The sequence below is a fragment of the Delftia sp. Cs1-4 genome, from assembly GCF_000214395.1.
In the GTDB taxonomy this organism is placed as follows: Bacteria; Pseudomonadota; Gammaproteobacteria; order Burkholderiales; family Burkholderiaceae_C; genus Comamonas; species Comamonas acidovorans.
The window spans coordinates 5,403,345-5,427,766 of the sequence record NC_015563.1 but is presented as its reverse complement, the minus strand read 5'-3'; the positions used below and the strand labels follow the sequence as shown (position 1 = coordinate 5,427,766).

Sequence of the window (24,422 nt, the reverse complement as noted above, 5' to 3'; positions counted from 1 at the left end):
CGATGCGCGCGGGGGGCACCTGTCCCTGAGCTGTCCTTTGCTTTTCCGTCACCTTTCGGGCAGGCCACGCCATCGGCGCCACAGCGGAGACAGCAGGGCCACGAGCATGGCCGTGCTGGCTGCCACGGCAGGCGCGCCCATCAGCAGGTCCAGCCAGTGCTGGGTATCCGTCCAAGGGCCTGCGCTGCCGGCGGGTTGGGGCAACAGCAGTGCGGACCACTTGGACCAGGCGGCGGCGAGCCATATCAGGGCCAGCGACATGCCCAGGGCCAGCAGGACCGCGCCGGCCCAGGGGCGCTTGAGCACACGGATGCGCAGCCAGGCGACCGATATCAGCGCGGCTGGAAACAGCCCCAGCACATAGAGGTTGGTGATTCCCAGCATCCCGGCCAGCACGCTGCCAAGCATGGTCAGGACCAGGCATGCGCCCCAGGCCACCAGCTGCATGGCAGGCATCAGGCGCACCAGCACCAGGGCCAAGGCGAGGAAAAAGCCAGCGCTGGCGGCCGCCAGCAACTGGGACATCCTTGGCCATTCGTCGTCGCGGGACCTGTCAGCGCGCCGCAGATGGCTTTCCTGGTAGGCCGGCAGGGCGAGGCCGTAGCGCGCGTGCTTCCATTGCACATGCTGCATCGGGCTCCACCGGCTGCCGAACATCTCCAGCAGCATGAGCCACTCACGGTTGCTCTGGGCCAGATAGGTACCGAAGCATTTGCGCGGATCCGGCTCCAGATCCAAAGGCCTGCTGCGACCCAGGGCTGGTTTGCAGTTGGAGTTCTGCGCTCTGGATACCCTCTCGCCATTCCCTGGTTGCGGGTTCGCGGCCAGGTAGGCGCGCCATTCCTCGGCCAGGGGGGATTGCAGCGCGCTGCGGTAGCTGGCCAGCAGGTGCTCCGCCTCGTCCTGGGCGGAGCTGGCAGACTGGCGCACATAGCCTCTGGCCTGCAATGGCTGGCCGTAGCGCTCGAGTGTCGCGGCAATCGCGGCCTGGTCTGCGCGCATCAACCAGACCAGGGCCTGGATGCTCGGGTACTTCGCCGGATCGACCTCTTCCTCGCGCAGCACACGTATCCATTCCACGAGCATGGCCGCCTGGCGTGGCGCGACAAGCGCCTCCAGGGCGGCGACTTGCTCGACAGTCTGGATCTGTGCACTGACATCCGTGTCCGACCATTGGCGCTGAATCCGCATTTCATAGATGGGCGAAAAGGCGATCGCAGGCGCGAACAATAGCGATAGGAACAAGGCTCCCCACAGGTACTCCCACCACAGGCCCCAGCGGCCCACGGGGGCGTGTTCGCGCCAGCGGTTGTGGATGCGCACGCGCAGCAACCACCACAGCGCCAGGCCGATCGCCACGATCCAGGCCACGACGAAGCCGATGTCCAGTGCCAATTGCTCGGGCGTTTGCCGGGCCGTGGACGCAACGCCGGGCAGGGAGCCGATCCAGCGCGCGGGTTCGGCCATCCATTGCATCCAGATGCCCAGCACCAGCACGCACCACAGCAGCGCCAGCGGCAGATACCAGTGCAGGCGCAGCTGCCACAGCAGGGGGCAGCGCATCAGCACCCATTGGTCCCAGCGGTTCGTCATATCGGAAAAACGTGGCATGGCTCAGTCCCTCACGAACAGGCGGCGGGTGGATGCGGTGATGTCGCGGAAATAGCGCACGGGCATCTCTGCCTGCACGGCCTGCGCCAGGAACTGCGCTGCCGTGAACGGCACGTGAAAGCTCACGATGTGGGTCTGGCCGCTGAGCTGGTGCGTATGGGATGGCAGCCGGTCCAGCCAGGGTTTCAGTTGCGCCATGGCCCAGCCGGTCTCGAACTCGATGGCACAGCCTTCCATGGCGGCAAAGCTCTGCTGGACGCTGCGCGGCTGGCCTTGCTCCAGGAACAGCACCTGGTCGGCCACCTTTTCCACCTCGTACAGCTGCTGTGAACTCAGCACCAGGGCCATGGGTTGCCAGGGCGAGCGCGCCAGCGACTGCAGATCGGTCAGCAGGGTCTGCTGGGCGTTGATGTCCAGATTGGCCAGCGGCTCGTCCAGCAGCAGCACGCGCGGCCGGCAGAGCAGGGCGCGCGCCAGCTCGAAGCGCATCTTGTAGCCCGAGGACAGCTGTTTCCACTGGTGGCCCCGGAAGGCGCGCAGCCCCAGCTGCGCGATGACCAGCTGTACCAGGCAGATGTTGCGTTGGCCCACGGCGCCATGGCTGCGCGCGGCGAATTGCAGATGGTCCATCAGGCGCCCGCCCCAGACGGCCGGGCGCTGGGGGATATAGGCGAGCTGGGTGCGCAGCAGGTAGGCATCGGCGGCGGGAACGCCCCAGTCCAGCTGCCCTGCGTCGGGCGCCAGATCGGCGGCCAGCAGGCGCAGCAAGGTGGTCTTGCCGTTGCCGTTCTCGCCCACCAGTCCCAGGATGGTGCCGGGCTCCACGGCCACATCCACCGGCCCCAGCGCAAAGCCGCCGCGCCGGTAGCGCTTGACCAGTTGCCGTCCCTGTACACGGTACGCGCGGTGCGCACGGTGCGCGCGGGAAGGTGCGGAATCGGCCTGCAGCGCCTGGCCCGGAGCATGGGCGGCATGCAGGGCATCGAAGGCCTGCTGCACCAGCGCACGGCGGGGCTCTGCGCCGGAATCGGCAGCGAGGCCATCCCAGGCGTCCAGCGCAGTCAGCAGGCTCTGCTGCACGGCGGTTTCGGCCGGCAGGGCGGCGTCTATGAGTGCACGCCACGCGCCATGCCATTGCTGGCTGGCGATCGCCTGTTCCACGGATTGCGCCCAGGCCGCCACGGTGGCCTGCGGGCGCGCGGGTGGTCGTGCCGATTCGATGCTCGATTCCATGAAGCCCTCCCTTTTTTCTGTGCTGCGCGGTGCGGCCATCCGGGGAGCCGGACGGTGCGATTCCCGGCGCGCGACGAGTCTATGCGATCCCGCTATGCTGTACTTCCCGCGACGGACGACAGGGCCCGTACAGGCCCTGCGGATGCGCTTCAACGGTGTTGCCCCATGTCCGGTTCCTTACAGACATCTCCGCTCCTTCCCGCCGTGGCCTGGCAGGGCCTGCGCCAGGTCCATGTGCTGCAAAGCCTGTCCGACGAGCGACTGGCCGAACTGGCGGCGCAGTGCCGCTGGCAGCATCTGGCGCTGCACCAGACGCTGGAGGGCGCGTACACCGATCAGCGTCTCTACATGCTCGTGCAGGGCGGCTTGCGCGTCAGCAGCTATGCCCCCAACGGGCGCGGGCTCACGCTGGGCGAGATTGCCCAGGGCGTGTTCTTCGGCGGCCTGCCGCAGCAGCAGGTGGGTTGCACGGCAATGCCCCTGGTGGTCGAGGCAGGCGTCCCCAGCCTGATTGCCTCGCTGGCCCATGAGGATGTGGAAGCCCTGCTCATGAACGAGCCCCAGGTCCTGCGCGCCTTCATCGGCCGGCTCAGCGACCTGGCCGTGGCGCTGGCGCGCCGCATGGTGGATCTGGGAACGCTGTCGGTGCGCAGCCGCCTGCATACCCAGTTGCTGGAACGTGCCGAGCGCGCGGGCATCGACCAGGGGCAGGCCCTGCTGGCGCCCGCACCCCGGCAGACCGACCTGGCCCTGATGCTGGGCTCCAGCCGCGAGGAAGTGGCGCGCGAGATGTCGCGCCTGGTGCGCCTGGGCCTGCTGCGGCGCGAAGGCCGCAACCTGCGCATCTGCCATGTCGAAGGCCTGCGCGTGCTGCTCGAGGAAGCGCGCTGAGCCTTTGCCTGCCGCGGCTGTTTCAAGCCGCGAAAAACACTGTTTCTAGAACGCGTGAATTGGCCTTCTGTCGAGGGGAACACGGGGGAAAAGGCGGCACGTTGGCCAGCCCGGATGCGAAAACACGTGAGAAAACGCACAGACGAAGAATGCTGCAGCGCCGCATAGTACGTCCATGCCGTGAGGAAATGAATGCCGAGCGGCCTTTTGAAAGGATCTGACATGCGTACCCTCTCCGCTGCACTGGCCGCCCTGACCCTGGGCCTCGCCGGCACTGCAATGGCCCAAGAAGCCGTTTCCCCCTCGTCCTCCGCCACCGCAGGCCTGAGCCGTGCCGAAGTGCTGGCCGACCTCGAAATGTGGCACCAGGCGGGCATGACCTACCTGCCCTCGCCTTCGGCTGACCGCGACATCAGCTACAACTCGGCCGAATACCAGCGCGGCCTGGCCCGTTACCAGCAACTGCGCAGCGGCCCCGCCTACCGCGAGGCCGTGGCCCGCCTGGAAGGCCAGCACACCGTCACGCAGAAGTGATGTGAATGGATATGGGTCCGGCATGGTGCCGGGCCTGTTGGTGGAAAGCGTCCTTTCGGGACGCTTGGTTTGGCGCCCTTCGGGGCGCTTTTTTGTTTCCCTCGCTCTACACTGGGCGGCCCCGTGTCAGTGGCTGCTATCGATAGCGAAGCTGCTGATGCAAGTACAGCATGCGTTGACGGCCGTTTTGTGAAGTTTCTGATCGATTTTCCCAACCCCCATGACGGTTCGGCCGCCCGGCTGCGCCATGGCTTCGGGCCGCCGCTGCGCAGCCTGGCAGCCCATGCGCCCGAGCAGGTGCGCGGTGTGCTTGACGCCGTGCAGCAGGCCGCCCAGGCCGGCCTGTGGTGCCTGGGCTGGGTGCGCTACGAGGCGGCGGCGGCCTTTGACGCGGCCTACGCGGGCGCCTTGCATGCCACGCCGCCAGGCGAGCCGCTGGCCTGGTTTGCCGTCTTCGACGGCCCCCGGCCCTGGCCTGAAGACGCGGACGCAGTCGATACCGGCCCTCAGGTGCAATCTCAGGTGCAATCTCAGGTGCAATGGCAGCCCGGCCTGGAGCGCGCCGATTTCGATGCCGCCATCGCGCGCATCCACGAGGCGATTGCGGCCGGTGACTGCTATCAGATCAATTACACGGCCCAGTTCATGGGCCGGCTGCTGGGCGACATTCCATCGCTGTTCGCCGCGCTGCGCCGCGCGCAGCCCGGTGGCTACGTGGCCTGCATGGACAGCGGGGACGAGCAGGTGCTGTCCGTCTCGCCCGAGCTGTTCTTCGACTGGGATGGCGAGCGCATCCTCACGCGCCCCATGAAGGGCACGGCGCCCCGTGGCGTCACGCCTGCCCAGGACGAGGCGAATGTCCAGGCCATGCGGTCCTCGCCCAAGGAGCGGGCCGAGAACGTGATGATCGTGGACCTGCTGCGCAACGATGTCTCGCGCATTGCCGAGCCTTTCAGCGTCCAGGTGCCGCGCCTGTTCCATGCCGAACCCCTGCCCACCGTGTGGCAGATGACGTCCGACGTGCAGGCGCGCACGCGGCCCGACACCGGCCTGGCGGACGTGTTTGCGGCACTGTTTCCCTGCGGCTCCATCACGGGCGCGCCCAAGCGCCAGGCCATGCGGCTCATCCACGAACTGGAATCGGGTCCGCGCGGCGTGTACTGCGGCGCCGTGGGCGTGGTGCGGCCCGGCATCGCCGCGGGGCGCGTGCACGCCACCTTCAATGTGCCCATACGCACGGTGGTGGCGCGTGGCACGGAACTGCGCTGCGGCATCGGCAGCGGCATCACCTCGGGCGCCGAGGCGCCTGCCGAATGGCAGGAATGGCGCCACAAGAGGGCTTTTCTGGACAAGGTGTGAAAGGGCGTGCAGCCATGGCGGATACGGACTTCGATTTCGACATTCTGGAAACCCTGGCCCTGCGGGATGGCGGTTTCATCCACCTGCAGCGCCATGTGACGCGCATGCAGGACGCGGCGCGGCATTTCGGCCGTCCCTGCACGGATGCCGTGCTGGAGCAGGCATTGCAGCAGCTGCGCCAGGCGCACGCCAGCGGCCACTGGCGCGTGCGCCTGGCGCTGGATGCCACGGGGCGGATACAGACCCAGGCGGCGCCGCTGCCGCCTTCCGCCACGCCTGTTCGGCTGGCGCTGGCCGGCCGGCCCATCGCCAATGCGGTGGCGCATGGCGACTGGGTGCGCTTCAAGACCTCGCGCCGCGCGCACTACGACAGCCTGCAGCCCACCGATGCCTCGGTGTTCGACACCGTGCTCCACAACGAGGACGGCGAGATCACCGAGGGCACGCGCGGCAACATCGCCGTGCTGCTGGCGGGCCGCTGGGTGACCCCGCCGCTGTCCAGCGGCCTGCTGCCCGGCGTGGGCCGCGCGGTGGCGCTGGACGAGGGCCGCGTGGTGGAGCACCCGGTGCGGCTGGACGATCTGCCGCGCGTGCAGGGCTGGGCCTTCGTCAACAGCCTGCGCGGCTGGCTGCCGGCGGTTCTGCGCTGAATAGCAGGCTAGGGCCACGGGCGGAACTCATGGTTTTCAGGGATGGATTCCACAAGGCAATGTCAGACAATCGGTGAATATTGTTGAGCAATATCATTTTGATTGTTGGCTGATACCTGTCTCCCCTGAGATCGATCCATGCATGAATTCCGTATTTCCCGCCGCGCGCTGATCAGCGCCGCGGCTGTCCTGGCGGCGGGCCCGCTGTGCGCCCAGACCACCTATCCCAACAAGCCCATTCGCGTCGTCGTCGGCTACGCGGCAGGCGGCTCGGTCGACCTGGTGGGGCGCGTGGTGGGTGACATCCTGGCCAAGCACCTCAATGCGACCGTCGTGGTCGACAACGTGCCCGGTGCCGCCGGCGTGGTGGCCGCGCAGCGCGTGGTCGGTGCCAAGGCCGACGGCTATACCCTGCTCGCAGGCTCCAGCAACGAATTGGCGGGCACGAAGTTCGTCAACGCCGCGCAGAAGTACGACCCGGCCACGGACCTGACCGGCATCGCGCTGACCGGCGTGCTGCCCAACCTGTGGGTGGCCGGCACCAAGATGCCGGCCAGGACCATCGACGAGTTCATCGCCCTGGCCAAGGCCCATCCCGGCAAGTACAGCTACGGCAGCCCGGGCATCGGGTCCACGCCGCATTTCTCGGGCGAGCTGATCAAGAAGATTGCCGGGGTGGACATCGTCCATGTGCCCTACAAGGGATCGGCCGCGATGACCAGCGACCTGGCCGGCGGCAACCTGGATTTCGCCATCGTCTCTCCCTCGGTGGCGGCTCCGTTCATCCAGAGCGGCAAGATCAAGGCCCTGGGCGTGACCACGGCCCACCGCATCGCCATGATGAAGGACGTGCCCGCACTGGGCGAGAACGCAGCGCTCAAGGGCTACGCGCTGAGCGGCTGGTTCGGGCTGGCGGGACCCAAGGACCTGCCTGCCGATGTGGTGGCCAGCCTGCAGAAGGCCTTGAAGGCGGGCCTGGCCGATCCGGCGATGCGCGCGCGCCTGGAAGGGGCGGGCATCATTGCCCCCACGGGCGACGAAAACCTGGCCCAGATCATCCGTACCGACATGGGCAAGTACGCCGAACTGGTCAAGTTCGCCAAGATCACGCCGGAAAACTGAAGCACGGCCCGCCGCCATGAAAAACGCCTCGTTTCCCGAGGCGTTTTTTCATTCGGGCCTGTGCAGGGCATGCAGGGACAGCAGCCCCTCGAACGCATCGCGCAGCGGCTGCAGCGACGGGCCGGCAGGCGCCAGCCGTTGCAGCGCGCAGGCCGCTGCCTCCAGTGTGGACAGCTGGCCCGGCGCATGGGCCTTGCGCAGGGCGCCGTAGCGCGAGGCGGGAAGGTCGCCCTGCAGTGCCAGGCGCGGCAGGGCCTGCAGGCCGGGGTTGAGGTAGAGCATCTTGCGGCTCTTGCGCCAGGTGGCGTCCAGCACCACCAGGCGCAGGTCCTCGGGGCATGGCGCGGGCTGCGGCCAGGGCGCTTGCCTGGCCAGGCCCAGCTGGTCGCCGTGCGGCGTTTCCGGATAGAGCAGTACGGCCTGTTTCGGGGCGTCGCCGGCCTGCCAGGGCGCGTGCAGCAGTGCCTGCAACTGCGCTGGCTCGAAGGCCTCGCCCACCGCCAGGCGGCTGGCGGGCAGGCACAGGTGCAGCAGCCGGCCCGTGCCCTTGGCCTGCAGTTCTTCCTCGGGATGCTGGAGCACCAGCAGCTGCACCGCATGCGGCACCGGCTGCACCAGGGGGCACAGGCAGGTGCGCTCAGGGCGCAGGCATTGCGCGCAGCGTGCGCGGGTGCTCACGGCGGACAAGGCCCGGCGCCTGCCTTACAGGCGACCCTTGTAGTAGCTGGGCTTGTCCATGTCGGCGATTTCCACGCTGAGCTGGACCATCATGCCGGCCGGCTGGGGCGTGAGGCGGCGCAGCACCGCGGCAATGCCTTCGGACAGTTCCTTCTTGGCCGTGTCGGTACGGCCCGCCAGCAGGCGCAGCTGCACGTGGACGAAGCCGCGGTTGGCGGGTGCCGAGCCGATCTCGAACTGGCTGACCGGCAGCAGGCGGGCCTTGACGTCGGCCTCGTCCAGGATGCTGGGGTGGCCGCAGACGAAGGCATTGAGTTCGGTCAGCAGTTGCTGGCCGGGCAGGCCGGCGAGGTTGTCGGTGTATTCGACGTAGAGATGGGGCATGGATGTCTCCGTTCCGGTGGTGAAGAGGGATTCAGGGGAGGGGTGGGGCCAGGCGCGAGACCTCGTCCAGCGCCGTCAGCAGCAGCTGCACGTCGATGCGCGTGTGGGAGGCAGACAGCGCAATGCGCAGCCGCGCCGTGCCTTCGGGCACGGTGGGCGGGCGGATGGCGGGCACCCACAGGCCGCGCTCGCGCAAGCCTTCCATCACGGCCAGGGCCGTGGCGTTGGAGCCTATGACCAGGGCCTGCACGGCGGTGCGCGAAGGCAGCAGCTGCCAGCCCGTGCGCGCCAGCAGCGGCGTGAGGCCGGCGCGCAGCTCTGCAATGCGTTCGGCCAGGGCCTCGCGGCGCTCGTCCTCGGCCTCGATCAGGGCCACGCTGGCCTGCAGCGCGCTGGCCAGCATGGGCGGCGCGGCGGTTGCGAAGATGTAGCTGCGCGTCTTTTGCAGCAGCCATTCGACCAGCATGTCGCTGCCCGCGACAAAGGCACCGGCCACGCCAGCGGCCTTGCCCAGCGTGGCCATGTAGAGCACGCGCGGCGAGGCGTTTGCGCCCGTCAGTCCCGCCTCGGCCAGGCTGCCCCGGCCTTGTGGGCCGAGCACGCCGAAGCCATGCGCGTCGTCGAGCAGCAGCAGCGCGTCGTACTGCTCGCACAGCGCCAGCAGGCCGCGGATGTCGGCCACGTTGCCGTCCATGCTGAACACGGCATCGCTGATGACCAGCTTGCGCCGGGCCGTGCTGGCGGCCAGTTGCGCGGCCAGATCGGTCAGGTCGGCATGGGCATAGCGGTGGACCTGGGCGCGCGACAGGCGGGCGCCGTCGATCAGGCAGGCGTGGTTGAGCGCATCGGAGAACAGGGCATCGCCAGCACCCACCAGGGCCGGCACGATGCCGGCATTGGTGGCGTAGCCCGCATAGAAGTAGAGCGCGCGCGGCAGTTGCACGAAGTGCGCCAGCTGTTCCTCCAGCGCGGCGTTGGCCGTGCTGTGGCCGCTGACCAGGGGCGAGCCGCCCGAGCCCACGCCAAAGGCCTGGGCGCCCGCGCAGGCGGCGCGCACCAGGGTGGGGTGGCCGGCCAGGCCCAGGTAGTCGTTGCTGCAAAAGGCCAGCATGGGGTGGCCGTCCACCTCCATGTGGGCGCCGCTGGCGGCGCCCTGCAGCGGCGCCGTGGCGCGGCGGCGCCGGCGCAGGTGGGCCGCGTCGAGCTCGGCGATGCGCGCGGGGATGTCGTCCAGCCAGGAGCCGCTCATTGCCATTGCTCCGGCAGGGTGTAGGTGGTGGCGCGCGGGTCGGGGTGCTGCTGGAAGGGGATGTCGGCCAGCAGCGGTGCCTGCAGTTGCCGGTCCAGGTGCTGGCGCAGCCAGGCCATGTTTTCCTCGGGCACCAGCATGGCGGGGTCCACGCGGCTGGCAATCCAGCCGGCCAGGCGCAGGCCGCGCGCGCGGATGGCCTCGGCCGTGAGGGCGGCGTGGTTCAGGCAGCCCAGCCGCAGGCCCACGACCATGACCACGGGCAGGTCCAGCGCGCAGGCCAGGTCGGCGCCCGAGAGCTGGTCGGACAGCGGCACGAGAAAGCCGCCCGCGCCTTCCACCACCACGGCGTCGGCCTGTTCGGCCAGGCGCCGGTAGCTGTCCACGATGTGTGCGATCTCTATGGAGCGGCCGGCGCGCTGCGCGGCGATGTGCGGCGACATGGGATCGGGCAGCAGCACGGGGTTGTCCAGTTCGGGCGGCACGGTCAGGGTGGAGGCGGCGCGCAGCGCCAGCGTGTCCTCGTTGGCCCAGCCGCCCTGGCCGTCGGGCTCGGCGCCTGCGGCCACGGCCTTCATGCCCACCACGCGGGCATGGTGGCGGGCCAGCGCATGCAGCAGCCCGCAGGAGGCCAGGGTCTTGCCCACGCCCGTGTCGGTGCCGGTGACAAAGCAGCCAATGGTGCGGTGGGCGTTCACGAACGGTTCTCCTGGGCCAGGGTGTCTTCAAGGGCGGCCAGCGCGCTGGCGGCCAGGTGCTGCACGGCCTCTTCGTCCAGCAAATAGGGAGGCATGGCGTAGAGGGTGTTGCTGATAGGGCGCAGCAGCAGCCCGCGCTCCAGTGCGGCTGCGCTGTAGCGGCGCGAGAAGTCGGGCAGCGAGGTCTGCACATCCCAGGCCCAGATCATTCCCTGGCGCCGTGCGTGGCGCACGCGGGCGTGCTGGTTCAAAGGGGCGAAGGCGCCGTCAAGCCTTTGCGCCAGCGCGAGGTTGGCGTTGATGGCATCGGTCTGCTCGAACAGCTCCAGCGTGGCCAGGGCCGCGCGGCAGGCCAGCGGGTTGCCGGTGTACGAGTGCGAGTGCAGGAAGCCGCGCGCCACGGAATCGTCGTAGAAGGCGGCGTAGACGGTCTCGGTGGTCAGCACGGCCGACAGGGCCAGCGTGCCGCCCGTCAGGCCCTTGGACAGGCAGATGAAGTCCGGCCGTATGCCGGCCTGCTGGTGGGCGAACATGCTGCCCGTGCGGCCGAAGCCCACGGCGATCTCGTCCACCACCAGGTGCACCTCGTAGCGGTCGCACAGGGCGCGCGCCAGGCGCAGGTATTCGGGGTCGTGCATGGCCATGCCGGCCGCGCACTGCACCAGCGGCTCGACGATGAGGGCGGCCGTCGTCTCGTGGTGCTGCTCCAGCCACTGGCGCAGGCCTTCGGCGGCGCGCCGTGCCACATCGGCCGGGCTTTCGCCGCCTTGCGCGCCGCGTGCATCGGGGCTGGGCACGGTGTCGGCCAGGCGCACCAGGGGCGCATAGGCTTCGCGGAAGATGGGAATATCGGTCACGGCCAGCGCGCCCACGGTTTCGCCGTGGTAGCCGCCGGCCAGGCCGGCAAAGCGGCTCTTGGCGGGGCGGCCCAGGTTGCGCCAGTAATGGGCGCTCATCTTGAGGGCGATCTCGGTGGCCGATGCGCCGTCGCTGCCGTAGAAGGCATGGCCCAGGCCGGTGAGCGTGGCCAGCCGTTCGGACAGCTCCACCACGGGCGCGTGCGTGAAGCCGGCCAGCATCACATGGTCCAGCCTGGCGAGCTGGTCGGTGAGCGCGGCCTGGATGTGCGGATGGCTGTGGCCGAAGAGGTTGACCCACCAGGAGCTGACGCCATCCAGGTAGCGGCGCCCTTCGGTGTCGTGGAGCCAGGGCCCCTGGGCGCGGGCGATGGCGATGGGGGGTGCGGCCTCGTGCCGCTTCATCTGGGTGCAGGGGTGCCACACAGCCGCAAGGCTGCGGGCGGCAAGCGATTGAGTCATCGCGCGATTGTCACACCGCAGCGCAGCTCACAGCTGCTGCGTGGGAACGTGGTGGCGCAGTTCGACCTGGCGGTTGGCATCGTCCACGAAGACCAACTGCGGCTGGTGCGTGGCCACGTCGGTCTCATGCACCTGGGCGAAGGAGGCAATGATCAGCAGGTCTCCCACGGCAGCACGGCGCGCGGCCGAGCCGTTGACCGAGATCATGCCGCTGCCGCGCTGGCCCTTGATGGCATAGGTGACGAAGCGCTCGCCGTTGTCGATGTTCCAGATGTGGACCTGCTCGTTCTCGACGATGTTGGCGGCGTCCAGCAGGTCCTCGTCGATGGCGCAGGAGCCTTCATAGTGCAGCTCGCATTGCGTGGTCTTGACGCGATGGATCTTGGATTTGAGCAGGGTGCGGAACATGTTTGTCTCTCGAGGGGCGCTTTGCGCGGTCTTGATGGGGCCTTGGCTGGCAAAAAAAGCCACCAAGTCTATATGCGAAGGAGAAATCCCATGAAGGCCGTGAAGTTGTTCAACGGCAGCGGCGCTGCTGCGGGGCCTGGCTTCAGTTCAGGTCGAGCACGCAGCCATCGCCGATGCTGTCGCGCCATACGCGGATGCGGCTGGGGGCGGGCTGCAGGTCGGCCAGGGAATCGGCAATGAACAGGCACAGGTTTTCCAGCGTGGGCTTGCCCAGGCCGGGGATTTCGTCGAGAAAGCGATGGTCCAGCGCGTCGCTCAGGGTCTTCAGGCGCGAGCGCAGGTAGCCCAGGTCGATCACCATGCCGTTGTCCGGATTGCGCGGGCCGGTGACGCTGACTTCGGCATAGTAGGTGTGGCCGTGGATGCGGCGGCTGCTCTCGGTTTCGATGGCGCGCTCCAGCGTGTGGGCGGCATCGAAGAAAAAGCGCTGGTGAACGGTGAACTGCATGGCAAAAATCAGCGGATGCCGGTGAGCTTGTGGGTCTGCAGGCTCAGGCGCCAGGCCGGGCGCTGCAGGCATTGCGCTATGCAGGCGGCCGTGTTGTCGGCCTGCAGGACGTTGTCCATGGGCTGCAGGAAATAGCGGTCGAAACGGGTACCGGCCTCGATGGCCTGCAGATCGAAGCCGGGCTGCGGCCAGACCAGCTTGAGCTCCTGGCCGCTGCGCTGCACCCATTCGGCGCCCGCCTTGGGGCTGATGCACAGCCAGTCGATGCCCTCGGGCGCGGCCACCGTGCCGTTGCTTTCCACGGAAATGCGAAAGCCGCGCGCATGCAGGGCCGCGATCAGGGGCTCGTCCACCTGCAGCAGGGGCTCTCCCCCGGTCAGCACCACCATGCGGTGCTGGCTGTCGTCGGCTGGCCATTGGGACAGGATGCGTTCGGCCAGGGCGTCGGCCGTGGCGAACTTGCCGCCCAGCGTGCCGTCGGTACCCACGAAGTCGGTATCGCAGAACTGGCAGATGGCGCTGGCGCGGTCCTGCTCGCGGCCGGTCCAGAGGTTGCAGCCTGCAAAGCGGCAGAAGATGGCCGGCGTGCCGGCCTGGCCGCCCTCGCCCTGCAGGGTGTAGAAGATTTCTTTGACGCTGTAAGTCATGGTGCATGGAGGCCGGTGGAGCCGGCCTGTCGGTGTGCGCGTGCCTGTGTCCGTGCCCGCTAGACGGGCGTATAGGCCAGGCGCACGTAGATGGGCGCAAAGGCTTCGGCCTGGGTGATCTCGATCAGCGTTTCCTTGGCCAGCTCCAGCAGGGCGATGAAGGTCACGACCAGCACGGTCGAGCCTTTCTCGGGCTGGAACAGGGTCTCGAACTCGACGAAGCGCCGGCCCTGCAGGGCCTTGAGCACCTGGCTCATGTACTCGCGCACCGAGAGTTCCTCGCGCGTGATCTTGTGGCTTTGCACGAGCTTGGCGCGCTTGAGAATGTCGCGCCAGGCCGATTGCAGCTCGGCCACGTCCACATCGGGAAAGCGCGGCTGCAGGTTCTGCTCGATGTGGATCTGGGCCCTGAGGAAGTCGCGTCCGTAGTGCGGCACCTGGCCGAGCTGGTGGGCAGCGAGCTTGATCTGCTCGTATTCGAGCAGCCGGCGCACCAGCTCGGCGCGCGGGTCCTCGGCCTCTTCGCCGCCTTCCTGCTTCTTGGGCGGCAGCAGCATGCGCGACTTGATCTCGATGAGCATGGCCGCCATCAGCAGGTACTCGGCCGCCAGCTCGAGGTTGCGGCTGCGGATCTCGTCGACATAGCGCATGTACTGGCGCGTCACGTCCAGCATGGGAATGTCGAGGATGTTGAAGTTCTGCTTGCGGATCAGGTACAGCAACAGGTCCAGCGGCCCTTCGAAGGCTTCGAGGAAGACCTCCAGCGCATCGGGCGGGATGTACAGATCCTGCGGCAGGGCGAACAGCGGCTCGCCGTACAGGCGCGCCAAAGCCACCTGGTCGATCACGACCGGGGTGCCGTCGCCAGGAGGGGGGGATGTGGCGGAGGCGCCCGCAGGCGCCAGCGCGGATTCAGCCTCGGCCATGCCTTGCTGCCTGGGCGAATGCCGCATGCGCAGGGTGCACGGTGGGAACAGGCTGATTTTTCATCGCATGGGCAATCAGGAGTTCGTCTGGTAGACGTAGGGCTTCTGGTCCACGCGGCCGGCGCGCAGGTCTTCCCAGACTTCGTGGTTCACGTCCTTGTCCCACAGCAGCGAGCGGCCGGCCAGCTGCTGGCTGGGCAGCTCGGGCTTTTGCTTCTTCAGATCGTTGATGAAGTTGGTGGCGTCGGAGCGATAGTCGGGGCGGCGAAAGAATGACATAGTCTGATAACCTCTTGAATCGCGTGATTTTACCGGGACACCGCCGATGAACCTAGTCTCCCGTCTTCTGGGGGTTGCCGTGGCCGTGCTGGGCATGCTCTCGCTGCCCGGCTGCGATCCCCAAAACATCAAGGAACTCGAAGAAGGCCTGTCCACCGAGGCCGACGTCCGCGCCCGCTTTGGCGAGCCCGAACGTATCTGGACCGAGCCGGACGGCTCGCGCACCTTCGAGTACAACCGCCAGCCTGCCGGCAGCCGCAACTACATGATCACCATCGGCACCGATGGCCGCATGAGCGCGCTGCGCCAGGTGCTGGCGCCGCACAACTTCGAGAAGATCCACCCCGGCATGGACGAGGAGCAGGTGCGCCGCATGCTGGGCAAGCCCGCCAAGATCACGCCCTACCAGCTCAAGCAGGAAACCGACTGGGACTGGAACTACATCGATCCCCCCACGCGCGACATGGAGTTCACCGTGACCTTCGGGCCCGACGGCCGCGTGCTGCGCAGCGCCGGCCGCGAGAAACTGCACGGCGGCGCCTGACAGCAGGCCCTTGCAAGTTCCTGCAAGCATCCTGCGATGCGCTGTACCCTGCACGCCACAGCGCGCCGGGGCAACAATCTCTAGAATCCGGGTTTGTACCTATGACACCCCATGGGTACGGTGAAGGCCCCGAACCGGGGCCTTTGCGACGATAGATCTGTCATCACCCCGACAATGTCCACGCCTTCCCTACCCGCTGCCGCGCCCGCTGCGCCTGTCCCGGCCACCGCTTCGCTGCGCCATGGCCTCTTCGAGGATGTCCAGGCCCTCTTCACCGGAACCCTGTTCGTGGGCATCGCCATGATGATGTTCGCCCAGGCGGGGCTTTTGACGGGCAGCACGGCGGGCCTGGCCTTCGTGCTGCACTACGCCACGGGCTGGCCGTTCGGCCTGGTCTTCTTCGCGATCAATATCCCGTTCTACTGGTTTGCCTGGACGCGCGTGGGCCGCACCTTCACGGTCAAGACCTTCATCTGCGTGGGCGCGCTGTCGCTGATCACCGAAATGGGGCCGCGCCTCATCCACATCGACTACCTGCACCCGGCCTTTGCCGCCATCGCGGGCGGCCTGCTCATGGGCTCGGGCCTGCTGTTCCTGGCGCGCCACCGCTCCAGCCTGGGCGGCGCCACCATTGCCTCGCTCTACCTGCAGGACCGCTACGGCATCCGCGCCGGCAAGGTGCAGATGGCCATCGACTGCTGCGTGGTGCTGCTGGCGCTGTGGGTCGTGCCCTTCGAGCGCGTGGCCTGGTCGGTGCTGGCGGCCGTGGTCATGGGCGTGTTCCTGGCCGTGAGCCACCGGCCCGGGCGCTACGCCGGGCAGTAGCCTCAGGGCGTCAGAGGCTGCCCATCGGGCGTGCGGTAGCGGACGGTGATGCCGCTGTTGTCTGCGGCAGCCCCGTCATCGCTCATCGCATCGACGGCCTTGCCCACTCCCTTGCCGACGATTTTTACCGTGCCCACGGCCGCATCCGCGGCCAGCCCCACGGCCGAGGCCGTGACGCTGACCGCCGTGGCGGTCACGGCCACCACGGTGCAGCCGGACAGCAGGGCGCTGGCGCACAGGCAAAGAAAAGCCCCCAGGGCCGGGGACCGTGAGGGCTTGCGGGACATGGATGCCTTGCTTCAGTGGATGCGCATGCCGGGGGTGGCACCGGGGAAGGGCTCCAGCACGTAGATGCCGGGGTTGGCCTTCTCATCGGCGTGGCTGGCGGCCAGCACCATGCCTTCGGAGATGCCGAACTTCATCTTGCGCGGCGCCAGGTTGGCCACCATCACGGTGAGCTTGCCCTGCAGCTGCTCGGGCTGGTACATGCTGGAGATGCCGGAGAACACGTTGCGTGTCTTGCCTTCGCCCACGTCCAGCGTGAGCTGCAGCAGCTTGGTCGAGCCTTCCACGGGCTTGCATTCCACGATCTTGGCAATGCGCAGGTCCACCTTGGCGAAGTCGTCGATGCTGATGGTTTCGGCAATCTCCTCGCCGCCGGGCAGGACCTTCTCGACCACGGGTTCGGGGGCCTCGAACAGGGCCTCCAGCTGCTTGACGTCCACGCGCTGCATCAGGTGCTTGTACAGGCCGATGGCATGGCCGGCGCCCAGCAGGTTCTGTGCGTCGGCGAACTGCAGCGGCGCCACGTTCAGGAAGCCTTCCACCTGTTCGGCCACGGCCGGCAGGATGGGCTTCAGGTAGATGGTCAGCAGGCGGAAGGCCTCGATGCAGGTGGTGCACACGTCCTGCAGGCGGGCGTCCATGCCTTCCTGCTTGGCCAGCTCCCAGGGCTTGTTGGCATCCACGTATTCGTTGACGCGGTCGCACAGCTGCATGATTTCGCGCACGGCGCGGGCCGTGTCGCGGTTCTCGAAGGCCTGGACGACGGCCTCGCTCTGGCCGCGCAGCTGGGTCAGCAGGGCCTGGCCGTCTTCGCTGACCGTGCCCAGCTTGCCGTCGAAGCGCTTGGCGATGAAGCCGGCCGCGCGCGAGGCGATGTTCACGTACTTGCCGATCAGGTCGGAGTTGACGCGGGCCATGAAGTCATCGGGGTTGAAGTCGATGTCTTCATTCTTGCCGTTGAGCTTGGCGCCCAGGTAGTAGCGCAGCCACTCGGGGTTCATCTGCAGGCCCAGGTACTTGAGTGGGTCCAGGCCGGTGCCGCGGCTCTTGCTCATCTTCTCGCCGTTGTTCACGGTCATGAAGCCGTGCACGCAGATCTTGGTGGGCGTCTTGCGGCCGCTGAACTTGAGCATGGCGGGCCAGAACAGCGTGTGGAAGGTGATGATGTCCTTGCCGATGAAGTGGTACTGCTCCAGCGTGGGGTCGGCCATGTAGGCCTCGTAGTCCTCGCCACGGCGGTCCAGCAGGTTCTTGAGCGAGGCCAGGTAGCCCACGGGCGCGTCCAGCCAGACGTAGAAGTACTTGCCCGGCGCATCGGGGATCTCGATGCCGAAGTAGGGCGCGTCGCGCGAGATGTCCCAGTCGCCCAGGCCTTCGCTGGTCGTGCCGTCCGGGTTGGTGCGTACGCCGAACCATTCCTTGATCTTGTTGGCCACCTCGGGCTGCACATGCTGGCCGTCCTGGGTCCACTCGGTCAGGAACTCCACGCAGCGCGGGTCCGACAGCTTGAAGAAGAAATGCTCCGAGCTCTTGAGCACGGGCTTGGCGCCGGACAGCGCCGAGTAGGGACTGATCAGGTCGGTGGGCGCGTAGACGGCGCTGCAGACCTCGCAGTTGTCGCCGTACTGGTCCTTGGCGTGACAGCGCGGGCATTCGCCCTTGATGAAGCGGTCGGGCAGGAACATGTTCTTCTCGGTGTCGAAGAACTGCTCGATGGTGCGCGTCTCGATGAAGCCGGCAGCCTTCAGGTCCCTGTAGATCTGCTGGGCCAGCACGTGGTTCTCGGGCGCGTCGGTGTTGTGCCAGTTGTCGAAGGCGATGTGGAAGCCGTCCAGGTACTGCTTGCGGCCTGCGGCGATGTCGGCCACGAACTGCTGGGGCGTCTTGCCGGCCTTCTCGGCCGCAATCATGATGGGCGCGCCGTGGGCATCATCGGCACCCACGAAGTTGACCGCGTTGCCCTGCATTCGCTGCGCACGCACCCAGGTGTCGGCCTGGATGTATTCCATGATGTGGCCGATGTGGAAGTTGCCGTTGGCGTACGGCAGGGCGGTGGTGACGAAGAGTTTGCGTGCGGTCATGGATGGCGGCTTTCTCGGGGGAACCTGACATTCTAGAAGGGCTGGGCGGTTGTGGGGCGGCGATGGCTTTTCCGTGCAGGCCGACATACGAGGGAGTTGTTGCGGGCCTTCGCTGCGCTAGGCCTGTTGGCTGCAGGCCGTCAGTTGGCGACCAGCGGCCGTTGCCAGCCCAGGAACTGCTCGATATCGCTGCGCCGCGCCAGCGCGTCGCGCCGGCCCAGGGCCATGAGTTCGCGGGTGAAGCTGCGCTCGAACAGCAGGTAGCTGGCCAGGGCGGCGCCGCGCGGGTCACTGGCGTCCTGGCGCACGCCCAGGGCGCCCAGCAGGGTGCGCATGGGCAGGGGCAACTGGCCCACGTGGCGCGCGGCGATGGCGTCTATGCGCTCGGAGGGCGAGATGACCAGCAACTGCAGCGGGCGCAGCCGGCTGCGTTCGCGGTCGGCGGGCGGGATCAGGGCCAGCGTCTGGTTGATGCGCTCGGCGCGCTCCACGTCCAGGGACAGGGCGTCGAGGAAGATGCTCGACAGCGTGTGGCCCGCGATGTGGGCCAGCGACGGGTAGCTTGCGCCTTCTGGCGGCGGCCTGGCCGGCGGCTCGGTGCGCCGGCCCGCGCCCACGACGAGGATGCGCTCGGCGCCCAGGTGGATGGCGGGCGCCAGCGGAGCGGTCTGGCGCATGGAGCCGTCGCCGAAGTATTCGGTGGCGCCGTCCAGCGGCAGCGGCGTGGCCGGAAAGATGAAGGGAATGGCCGAGGAGGCCAGCAGGTGCGCGTGCGTGATCTGGGCGGCGGCAGCCTTGCGCTGGTTGCGCACCCAGGGCTGGAGCTGGTCCTGCGCCTGGCAGAAGGTCACGTGCTCGCTGGTGGTGTAGCTGGAGGCGGACACCGCCAGCGCACGCAGGTGGCCGTCCGCGATCAGTTGGGGCAGGCGCTCCAGCGGAACCAGGCCGCGCGACAGCAGCCGGCCCAGCGGCTGGTTGTCCAGCAGCGAACGCGGGCGCATGCGGCCCCAGCGCGCCAGGGCCCAGCCCAGGGACAGCAGGGTCAGCCAGCGCGCGCCGCTGCGCAGCACGCTCAGCGAGTCGGACAGGTAGATGTCCTCGGGCCGCAGGTTGCGCCAGATGCGCGACATGCGGCGCACGGCCCGGTCGAAATGGTCGCTGCCGCAGGCCAGGGCCGCCGCGTTGATGGCGCCGGCCGAGGTGCCGACCAGGATGGGAAAGGGATTGGGGCCATGCTGCTGGCCGCAGGCGCGGCGTATCTCGGCAATGGCCTCCAGCACGCCGGCCTGGTAGGCGGCGCGGGCGCCGCCGCCGCTGAGCAGCAGTCCGGTGCTGGGGGGAGGGAGGCTGGAGTCGGGTGAGGGCGCGGCATCGGGCATGCCTGGAGTGTGCCGCGCGCCGGCCGTCATCAGATCAGGGGATGACCCCGAAGGGATCAGGCCTTGGCCAGCAGGGAGCCCAGGTCCTTGCCGGAGATCAGGGCGATGCCCTGCTGCTTGGCCCAGGCGGCTGCATTCTCGGCCGGCGGCTGCAGCGACAGGTAGCAGACCGTGACCGCATCGCGCGCCTGGCCTGCGGCCAGCAGGGCGCGCAGCGGCTCCATGCCGTGCACGCCGGCCTTCCAGCGCTTGGCGCTGGCCACGGTGGTGCGGCCTTCGCGTTCCAGCACGAAGTCGGCGCCATCCTTGTCGGACAGGCGGGTCACGGTGTAGCCCTCGGCCTGCCAGGCGCGATCGAGCCGATCGGCGAACTCGCGCCAGCTTTGCTGGGCGGCGATCTCCAGGGCCTGCTCCACCTTGGCGGGGCTGGGCGCGCGCAGCTGGCGCCAGGCGGCAACGCAGCCTATGCCGAAGAAGGGCAGGGCGGTGATGGCGGCGAACGGCGCGATGTCCTTGGGCAGCAGCGCCGTGGACACCAGGGTCACCAGCGCGGCCAGCGCGATGCTGATCCACCAGCGCGAGCGCAGCAGGATCGCGAACAGGGAGTTGTGGGCCATCTTGAATTTCACGGGGCGGATCTTTCGCGGAAAAAGGCGGGAACAGGGGCCGCAAAGGCAGCAAGGCCCGCATTGTCTCGCGTGAGCGAGGGGATGGTGCCTTGGATAGACTATCCGGCTCTAGGAGTAATCAAAGCAATGGCAGTCACAGAACAAGCGCTCTTGGCCGCGCTCTCCAGCGTGCTCGACCCCCACACCGGCAAGGACTATGTGAGCACCCGCGCCCTGCGCAACCTGCAGGTCACGGGGGCCGACGTGGCCTTCGACGTGGAGATGGGCTATCCGGCGCAAAGCCTGGTGCCGGCGCTGCGCGGCCAGTTCGTCGCGGCGGCCAAGACCGTCGAGGGCGTGGGCAATGTCTCGGTCAACATCACATCCAAGGTCGCCGCGCATGCGGTGCAGCGCGGCGTGCAACTGCTGCCGGGCGTCAAGAACATCATCGCCATCTCGTCCGGCAAGGGCGGCGTGGGCAAGAGCACGACCACGGCCAACCTGGCGCTGGCGCTGGCCGCCGAGGGCGCGCGCGTGGGCATCCTGGACGCCGACATCTACGGCCCCAGCCAGCCCATGATGATGGGCATCTCGGGCCGCCCCGAAAGCCCCGACGGCAAGACCATGGAGCCCATGGAAAGCCACGGCGTGCAGGTCATGTCCATCGGTTTCCTGGTCAACAACGACCAGGCCATGATCTGGCGCGGCCCCATGGCCACGCAGGCGCTGGAGCAGATGCTGCGCCAGACCAACTGGAAGGATCTGGACTACCTGCTGGTGGACATGCCGCCCGGCACCGGCGACATCCAGCTGACGCTGGCCCAGCGCGTGCCCATGACGGGCGCCGTGGTCGTCACCACGCCCCAGGACATCGCGCTGATCGACGCCAAGAAGGGCGTGAAGATGTTCGAGAAGGTGGGCGTGCCCATCCTGGGCCTGGTGGAGAACATGGCGGCCCACGTCTGCACCAACTGCGGCCATGTGGAGCACATCTTCGGCGCCGAGGGCGGCAAGCAGATGGCGGCCGAGTACGGCATCGACTACCTGGGCGCACTGCCCCTGTCGCTGCAGATCCGCCTGCAGGCCGACAGCGGCAAGCCCACCGTGGTGGCCGAGCCCGACAGCGAGGCCGCGCAGATCTACAAGAAGGTGGCGCGCGACCTGGCCGTGAAGGTGGCGCTCAAGGCACGCGATTTCACGAGCAAGTTCCCCACCATCACGGTGAGCCAGGGAACCTGACCCTTCTGGCGCTGCCGGCATGAACCTGCTGACCTCGATGCGGTATCTGGCGGCGCTCAACGAGCACCGCCATTTCGGCCGCGCGGCGCTGGCATGCCACATCACCCAGCCGGCGCTGTCCAATGCGCTGCGCGCGCTGGAGGAGGAGTTCGGCACGGTCATCGTGCGCCGGGGCCGCTCGTTCGCGGGCTTCACGCCCGAGGGCGATCAGGTGCTGGCCACGGCCCTGGCCATGCTGCGGGCCGAGGAAGGCCTGCGCCAGGAACTGAGCGCCGCCGCCGGCGCGCTGCGCGGGCAGCTGCGCATGGCGGCCGTGCCCACGGCCATGCCCATGCTCACGCGCTTTGCGGCCCTGCTGCGCGAGCACCATCCGGGCATCACGCCCGTGGTGCTGTCCATGAGTTCGGCCGAGATCGAGAGCGGGCTCGAAGACCTGTCCCTGGACCTGGCCCTGGGCTACAGCGCGCGCATGCCGCCGCGCGGCCCGCGCCTGCAGTCCTGGCCCCAGTACGAGGAGCATTACTACCTGCTGTGCCGCGAGTGCTGCGATGGGCAGGGCGAGGGCCGGCCCTTTGCCTTTGGCGCCGACATCGCCTGGCGCGAAGTGGCCGGCATGCCGCTGTGCCTGCTCACGCCCGACATGCACAACCGCACGGTGATCGACGAGGCCTTCGCCGCCGTGGACATGGCCGTGCAGCCCGCCATGGAAACCAACTCCGTGCTGACCCTGGTGATGGCCGTGGCGCAAGGAACGGATGGCATGACCACCGTGCTGCCCGGCGCCATGGTGGCAACGGTGCGCCACATGCCGGGCCTGGTGGCCCGGCCACTGCGCTCGCCCGAGCTGGTCACGCCCATAGGCTTCATGGCCCAGCAGGGCGTGGCGCCCACGCGCGCTCTGCAGGCGGCGCTGCAACTGCAGGACGACGCCGGTTGGCGTGCGCAGTGCCTGCGGCATGCGGGGGCGCTGGCGGGTTAGGGCCTGTTCACACTAATGCGAGGATCGCGTTGCCCCGCAGCCGGGCAACCCGAAGGGAAGCTGCCTGCCAGCCCGCCACTCAGCGTTGCGCTCCTTGTGCGTGTGAGCACACGCACGGCGTCGCGCGCCTTGATTGGCGGGCTGGCAGGCAGCTTCGCGACCCCGCATTAGTGTGAACAGGCCCTAGCGCCCTTCGCTGGAAGCAGCGACCGGGAGTGCTGTCTGTTGGGCTTCTTCCGGCACAGGCGGGCATCGTTCAAAGGCCGTAATATCATTCATATCAGAGCGCTTGCATGCTGCAAGCACTCGTATGAGAATATTTTGATGGCAACTGCAACCAATCTTCCCGTTGATCGGGCCATCAAGGCACTGGGCCAGAGCATTGAGCTGGCGCGGCGGCGGCGGGGGCTGTCGCAGGCCGATCTGGCATCCCGCATGGGCGTTTCGGTCAGCACCGTGCGCCGCCTGGAAGATGGCCACCCCGGAATTGCGCTGTCCTACCTGGCAAGTGCCCTGCAGGTCTTCGGTGAGTTGGAGAAATTGCGCCTGCTCCTGGACACCCCGACCGACTCCGTCGGATTGGCACTGATGGATGCGCAACTGCCTGCGCGCATCTACAGCAAACGCCGCAAGGCACCCAAGGCGTTCTGAAGGGCGAATGCGACATGGTGACGCGCTCCGCTGCAATGGTCCACAACATGAAGTCGGAACTGGACGTGTGCCTGGGCAAGGCGGGCACGGCCGTGGGCAGGCTGGTATTCGTGCGCAACGGCATGCGCATGTTCACCCAGTTCGCCTACTTCCAGGACTGGCTGGGTCACAAGGATGCGTTCAACGTCTCCCCCGATCTCGCACTCACGCCGATCTACCAGACGCGCAAACCAGAGACCCGGGAGGACTCCTTGTTCTTCCTTGCGCTGGGAGACACGGAGCCGGATGCCTGGGGGCGGCGTGTCATTGCCCGTGCGCATGCCAAGCGGCGCGAGAAGGACCCGGCTCTTGGGGCACTGACCGAACTCGACTACCTTTGCGCCGTCGATGACTTCAGCCGGATGGGCGCCCTGAGGTTGCGCAGTGCGCAAGGCGTCTATCTGGAGTCCGTACGCGCAGGGCAGACTGCGACGCCTCCGATGCTGGAACTGGAGAAAATGCTCGCCTCCTCGAGGGCCGTGGAGCTCGGCAGGGAGTCGGCCCAGGATCTGGCCTACCTGCGGGGCAAGGCGACCTCGCTGGGAGGCATGCGCCCGAAGTGCAGCATCCTTGATGAAAAGGGGCATTTGGCGTTGGGGAAATTCCCCAGCGTTCAGGACGATCGCAATGTGACGCGTGCCGAAGTCCTGGCGTTGAAACTGGCACGTCTGGCCGGCATTGATGCTGCACAAGCCCATGTGGTTGCCGTGCATGGCACACCTGTGGCGGTCATCCGCCGTTTCGACCGTGGGCCCGGGGATACGCGCATTCCCTACATATCCGGCGCCACACTGCTGCAGGCGAGTCGGCAGCATGAACACGCGTACACCGAGGTGCTCGCGCAGATGAAAGGGCTGAGCGCGAACTACGTGGATGACGCGCGGCAACTATGGCGGCGCCTGGTGTTCCATCACCTCATCACCAATGTCGATGACCATCTGCAAAATCTGGGGTTCCTCTATGTAGGGGACAACCAATGGCAGCTTTCCCCGGCATTCGACATCAATCCCATGCCGGAAAAGAACCGTGAGTCCAAGACATGGTTGAGCGAAGACACAGGCCCTATCACCAGCATGGCGCAGTTGATGGGCCAAGCCTCGCAATTTTCACTGAGCCGCGACCAGTCGCTGGCGATCGTGCGCCAGGTTGTCGAGGCCGTGTTGCAGTGGCGCGTGCTGGGCCTGTCTGCGGAGGTTGGAATGACCGCGCAGGAGCTCGATGAGTTTGCCCTGGCGTTCGACCACCCGGACCTGGATGACGCCAGGAAACTGGCGGGCCTGTGAGGGCCTGGACGGT

Annotated in this window: 27 protein-coding genes; 11 read left to right on the top strand and 16 right to left on the bottom strand. The window is 67.8% G+C overall.

Annotation, left to right across the window (positions count from 1 at the left end; translation table 11 throughout):
- Positions 1-48: 48 nt before the first annotated feature.
- Together DELCS14_RS23810 and DELCS14_RS23805 are read right to left on the bottom strand one after the other, a co-directional pair.
- Positions 49-1,611 carry a hypothetical protein gene (locus DELCS14_RS23810; protein ID WP_013803919.1) on the bottom strand — a complete coding sequence of 521 codons (1,563 nt, stop codon included), beginning with the start codon at positions 1,609-1,611 and terminating at the stop codon, positions 49-51.
- 3 nt (positions 1,612-1,614) lie between these two features.
- A complete protein-coding gene (locus DELCS14_RS23805; RefSeq protein ID WP_013803918.1) occupies positions 1,615-2,844 on the bottom strand; it encodes an ABC transporter ATP-binding protein in 1,230 nt (409 codons plus the stop codon).
- 165 nt (positions 2,845-3,009) lie between these two features.
- Here DELCS14_RS23805 and DELCS14_RS23800 point away from each other — a divergent pair, with 165 nt between their 5' ends.
- The 5 genes from DELCS14_RS23800 (at position 3,010) to DELCS14_RS23780 (ending at position 7,400) form a co-directional block, all read left to right on the top strand.
- Complete coding sequence (locus tag DELCS14_RS23800) at positions 3,010-3,735, top strand: Crp/Fnr family transcriptional regulator (protein WP_013803917.1); 726 nt, start codon at positions 3,010-3,012, stop codon at positions 3,733-3,735.
- Positions 3,736-3,957: 222 nt separating this feature from the next.
- Entirely contained in the window at positions 3,958-4,269 is a 312-nt protein-coding gene (locus tag DELCS14_RS23795; protein ID WP_013803916.1) for a DUF4148 domain-containing protein, read from the top strand.
- 189 nt (positions 4,270-4,458) lie between these two features.
- A complete protein-coding gene (pabB, locus tag DELCS14_RS23790) occupies positions 4,459-5,628 on the top strand; it encodes an aminodeoxychorismate synthase component I (RefSeq protein ID WP_013803915.1) in 1,170 nt (389 codons plus the stop codon).
- Positions 5,629-5,642: 14 nt separating this feature from the next.
- On the top strand, positions 5,643-6,278 hold the full coding sequence (locus DELCS14_RS23785; protein ID WP_013803914.1) for an aminotransferase class IV: 636 nt from the start codon (positions 5,643-5,645) through the stop codon (positions 6,276-6,278).
- Between the two features lie 138 nt (positions 6,279-6,416).
- Positions 6,417-7,400: a tripartite tricarboxylate transporter substrate binding protein gene (locus DELCS14_RS23780; protein ID WP_013803913.1), complete on the top strand. Its 984-nt coding sequence runs from the start codon at positions 6,417-6,419 to the stop codon at positions 7,398-7,400.
- A gap of 48 nt (positions 7,401-7,448) precedes the next feature.
- On the opposite strand, the gene DELCS14_RS23775 is transcribed toward DELCS14_RS23780, so the two are convergent.
- From DELCS14_RS23775 to DELCS14_RS23730, 10 genes are all read right to left on the bottom strand, one after another.
- Positions 7,449-8,087: a tRNA-uridine aminocarboxypropyltransferase gene (locus tag DELCS14_RS23775; RefSeq protein WP_013803912.1), complete on the bottom strand. Its 639-nt coding sequence runs from the start codon at positions 8,085-8,087 to the stop codon at positions 7,449-7,451.
- Positions 8,088-8,102: 15 nt separating this feature from the next.
- Complete coding sequence (locus tag DELCS14_RS23770) at positions 8,103-8,462, bottom strand: 5-carboxymethyl-2-hydroxymuconate Delta-isomerase (protein WP_012203756.1); 360 nt, start codon at positions 8,460-8,462, stop codon at positions 8,103-8,105.
- Positions 8,463-8,493: 31 nt separating this feature from the next.
- Positions 8,494-9,711, bottom strand: a complete 1,218-nt coding sequence (gene bioF / locus DELCS14_RS23765; protein WP_013803911.1) for an 8-amino-7-oxononanoate synthase — start codon at positions 9,709-9,711, stop codon at positions 8,494-8,496.
- Positions 9,708-10,409 carry a dethiobiotin synthase gene (gene bioD / locus DELCS14_RS23760; protein WP_013803910.1) on the bottom strand — a complete coding sequence of 234 codons (702 nt, stop codon included), beginning with the start codon at positions 10,407-10,409 and terminating at the stop codon, positions 9,708-9,710. The genes bioF and bioD overlap by 4 nt, the downstream gene beginning before the upstream one ends.
- Positions 10,406-11,728, bottom strand: coding sequence for an adenosylmethionine--8-amino-7-oxononanoate transaminase (gene bioA / locus DELCS14_RS23755; protein WP_013803909.1), 1,323 nt, complete (start codon positions 11,726-11,728; stop codon positions 10,406-10,408). Before bioA ends, bioD begins: the two co-directional genes overlap by 4 nt.
- A gap of 27 nt (positions 11,729-11,755) precedes the next feature.
- Positions 11,756-12,136: an aspartate 1-decarboxylase gene (gene panD / locus DELCS14_RS23750; protein WP_012203760.1), complete on the bottom strand. Its 381-nt coding sequence runs from the start codon at positions 12,134-12,136 to the stop codon at positions 11,756-11,758.
- Between the two features lie 142 nt (positions 12,137-12,278).
- The gene (locus DELCS14_RS23745) at positions 12,279-12,644 is read right to left on the bottom strand and encodes a 6-carboxytetrahydropterin synthase (protein ID WP_013803908.1); all 366 of its coding nucleotides are present in this window, start codon (positions 12,642-12,644) and stop codon (positions 12,279-12,281) included.
- Positions 12,645-12,652: 8 nt separating this feature from the next.
- Entirely contained in the window at positions 12,653-13,291 is a 639-nt protein-coding gene (gene queE / locus DELCS14_RS23740; RefSeq protein ID WP_013803907.1) for a 7-carboxy-7-deazaguanine synthase, read from the bottom strand.
- A gap of 59 nt (positions 13,292-13,350) precedes the next feature.
- Positions 13,351-14,244 carry a ScpA family protein gene (locus tag DELCS14_RS23735; RefSeq protein ID WP_034390789.1) on the bottom strand — a complete coding sequence of 298 codons (894 nt, stop codon included), beginning with the start codon at positions 14,242-14,244 and terminating at the stop codon, positions 13,351-13,353.
- A gap of 48 nt (positions 14,245-14,292) precedes the next feature.
- Positions 14,293-14,496, bottom strand: coding sequence for a DUF3460 family protein (locus DELCS14_RS23730; RefSeq protein ID WP_012203764.1), 204 nt, complete (start codon positions 14,494-14,496; stop codon positions 14,293-14,295).
- A 46-nt stretch (positions 14,497-14,542) separates the two neighbouring features.
- Between DELCS14_RS23730 and DELCS14_RS23725 the strand changes: the two genes are divergently transcribed.
- A complete protein-coding gene (locus DELCS14_RS23725) occupies positions 14,543-15,040 on the top strand; it encodes an outer membrane protein assembly factor BamE (RefSeq protein ID WP_013803905.1) in 498 nt (165 codons plus the stop codon).
- A 174-nt stretch (positions 15,041-15,214) separates the two neighbouring features.
- On the top strand, positions 15,215-15,865 hold the full coding sequence (locus tag DELCS14_RS23720) for a YitT family protein (protein WP_013803904.1): 651 nt from the start codon (positions 15,215-15,217) through the stop codon (positions 15,863-15,865).
- Positions 15,866-15,867: 2 nt separating this feature from the next.
- Here the strand turns inward: DELCS14_RS23720 and DELCS14_RS23715 are convergent, their stop codons facing one another.
- From DELCS14_RS23715 to DELCS14_RS23700, 4 genes are all read right to left on the bottom strand, one after another.
- Entirely contained in the window at positions 15,868-16,152 is a 285-nt protein-coding gene (locus DELCS14_RS23715) for a hypothetical protein (RefSeq protein ID WP_013803903.1), read from the bottom strand.
- Between the two features lie 12 nt (positions 16,153-16,164).
- Positions 16,165-18,231: a methionine--tRNA ligase gene (gene metG / locus DELCS14_RS23710; RefSeq protein ID WP_013803902.1), complete on the bottom strand. Its 2,067-nt coding sequence runs from the start codon at positions 18,229-18,231 to the stop codon at positions 16,165-16,167.
- A gap of 140 nt (positions 18,232-18,371) precedes the next feature.
- Complete coding sequence (locus DELCS14_RS23705; RefSeq protein ID WP_013803901.1) at positions 18,372-19,610, bottom strand: patatin-like phospholipase family protein; 1,239 nt, start codon at positions 19,608-19,610, stop codon at positions 18,372-18,374.
- A 56-nt stretch (positions 19,611-19,666) separates the two neighbouring features.
- Entirely contained in the window at positions 19,667-20,227 is a 561-nt protein-coding gene (locus tag DELCS14_RS23700) for a restriction endonuclease (protein ID WP_013803900.1), read from the bottom strand.
- A 138-nt stretch (positions 20,228-20,365) separates the two neighbouring features.
- Between DELCS14_RS23700 and apbC the strand changes: the two genes are divergently transcribed.
- The 4 genes from apbC to DELCS14_RS23680 all read left to right on the top strand — a co-directional run bounded on the left by apbC (position 20,366) and on the right by DELCS14_RS23680 (position 24,409).
- Positions 20,366-21,457: an iron-sulfur cluster carrier protein ApbC gene (gene apbC, locus DELCS14_RS23695; RefSeq protein ID WP_012203771.1), complete on the top strand. Its 1,092-nt coding sequence runs from the start codon at positions 20,366-20,368 to the stop codon at positions 21,455-21,457.
- Between the two features lie 19 nt (positions 21,458-21,476).
- Positions 21,477-22,436 (top strand): LysR substrate-binding domain-containing protein, encoded by a 960-nt coding sequence (locus DELCS14_RS23690; protein WP_013803899.1) that lies wholly within the window; start codon positions 21,477-21,479, stop codon positions 22,434-22,436.
- Between the two features lie 225 nt (positions 22,437-22,661).
- Positions 22,662-23,087, top strand: a complete 426-nt coding sequence (locus tag DELCS14_RS23685; RefSeq protein WP_228676812.1) for a helix-turn-helix domain-containing protein — start codon at positions 22,662-22,664, stop codon at positions 23,085-23,087.
- A gap of 14 nt (positions 23,088-23,101) precedes the next feature.
- Positions 23,102-24,409 (top strand): HipA domain-containing protein, encoded by a 1,308-nt coding sequence (locus DELCS14_RS23680; protein ID WP_013803897.1) that lies wholly within the window; start codon positions 23,102-23,104, stop codon positions 24,407-24,409.
- Positions 24,410-24,422 lie beyond the last annotated feature (13 nt).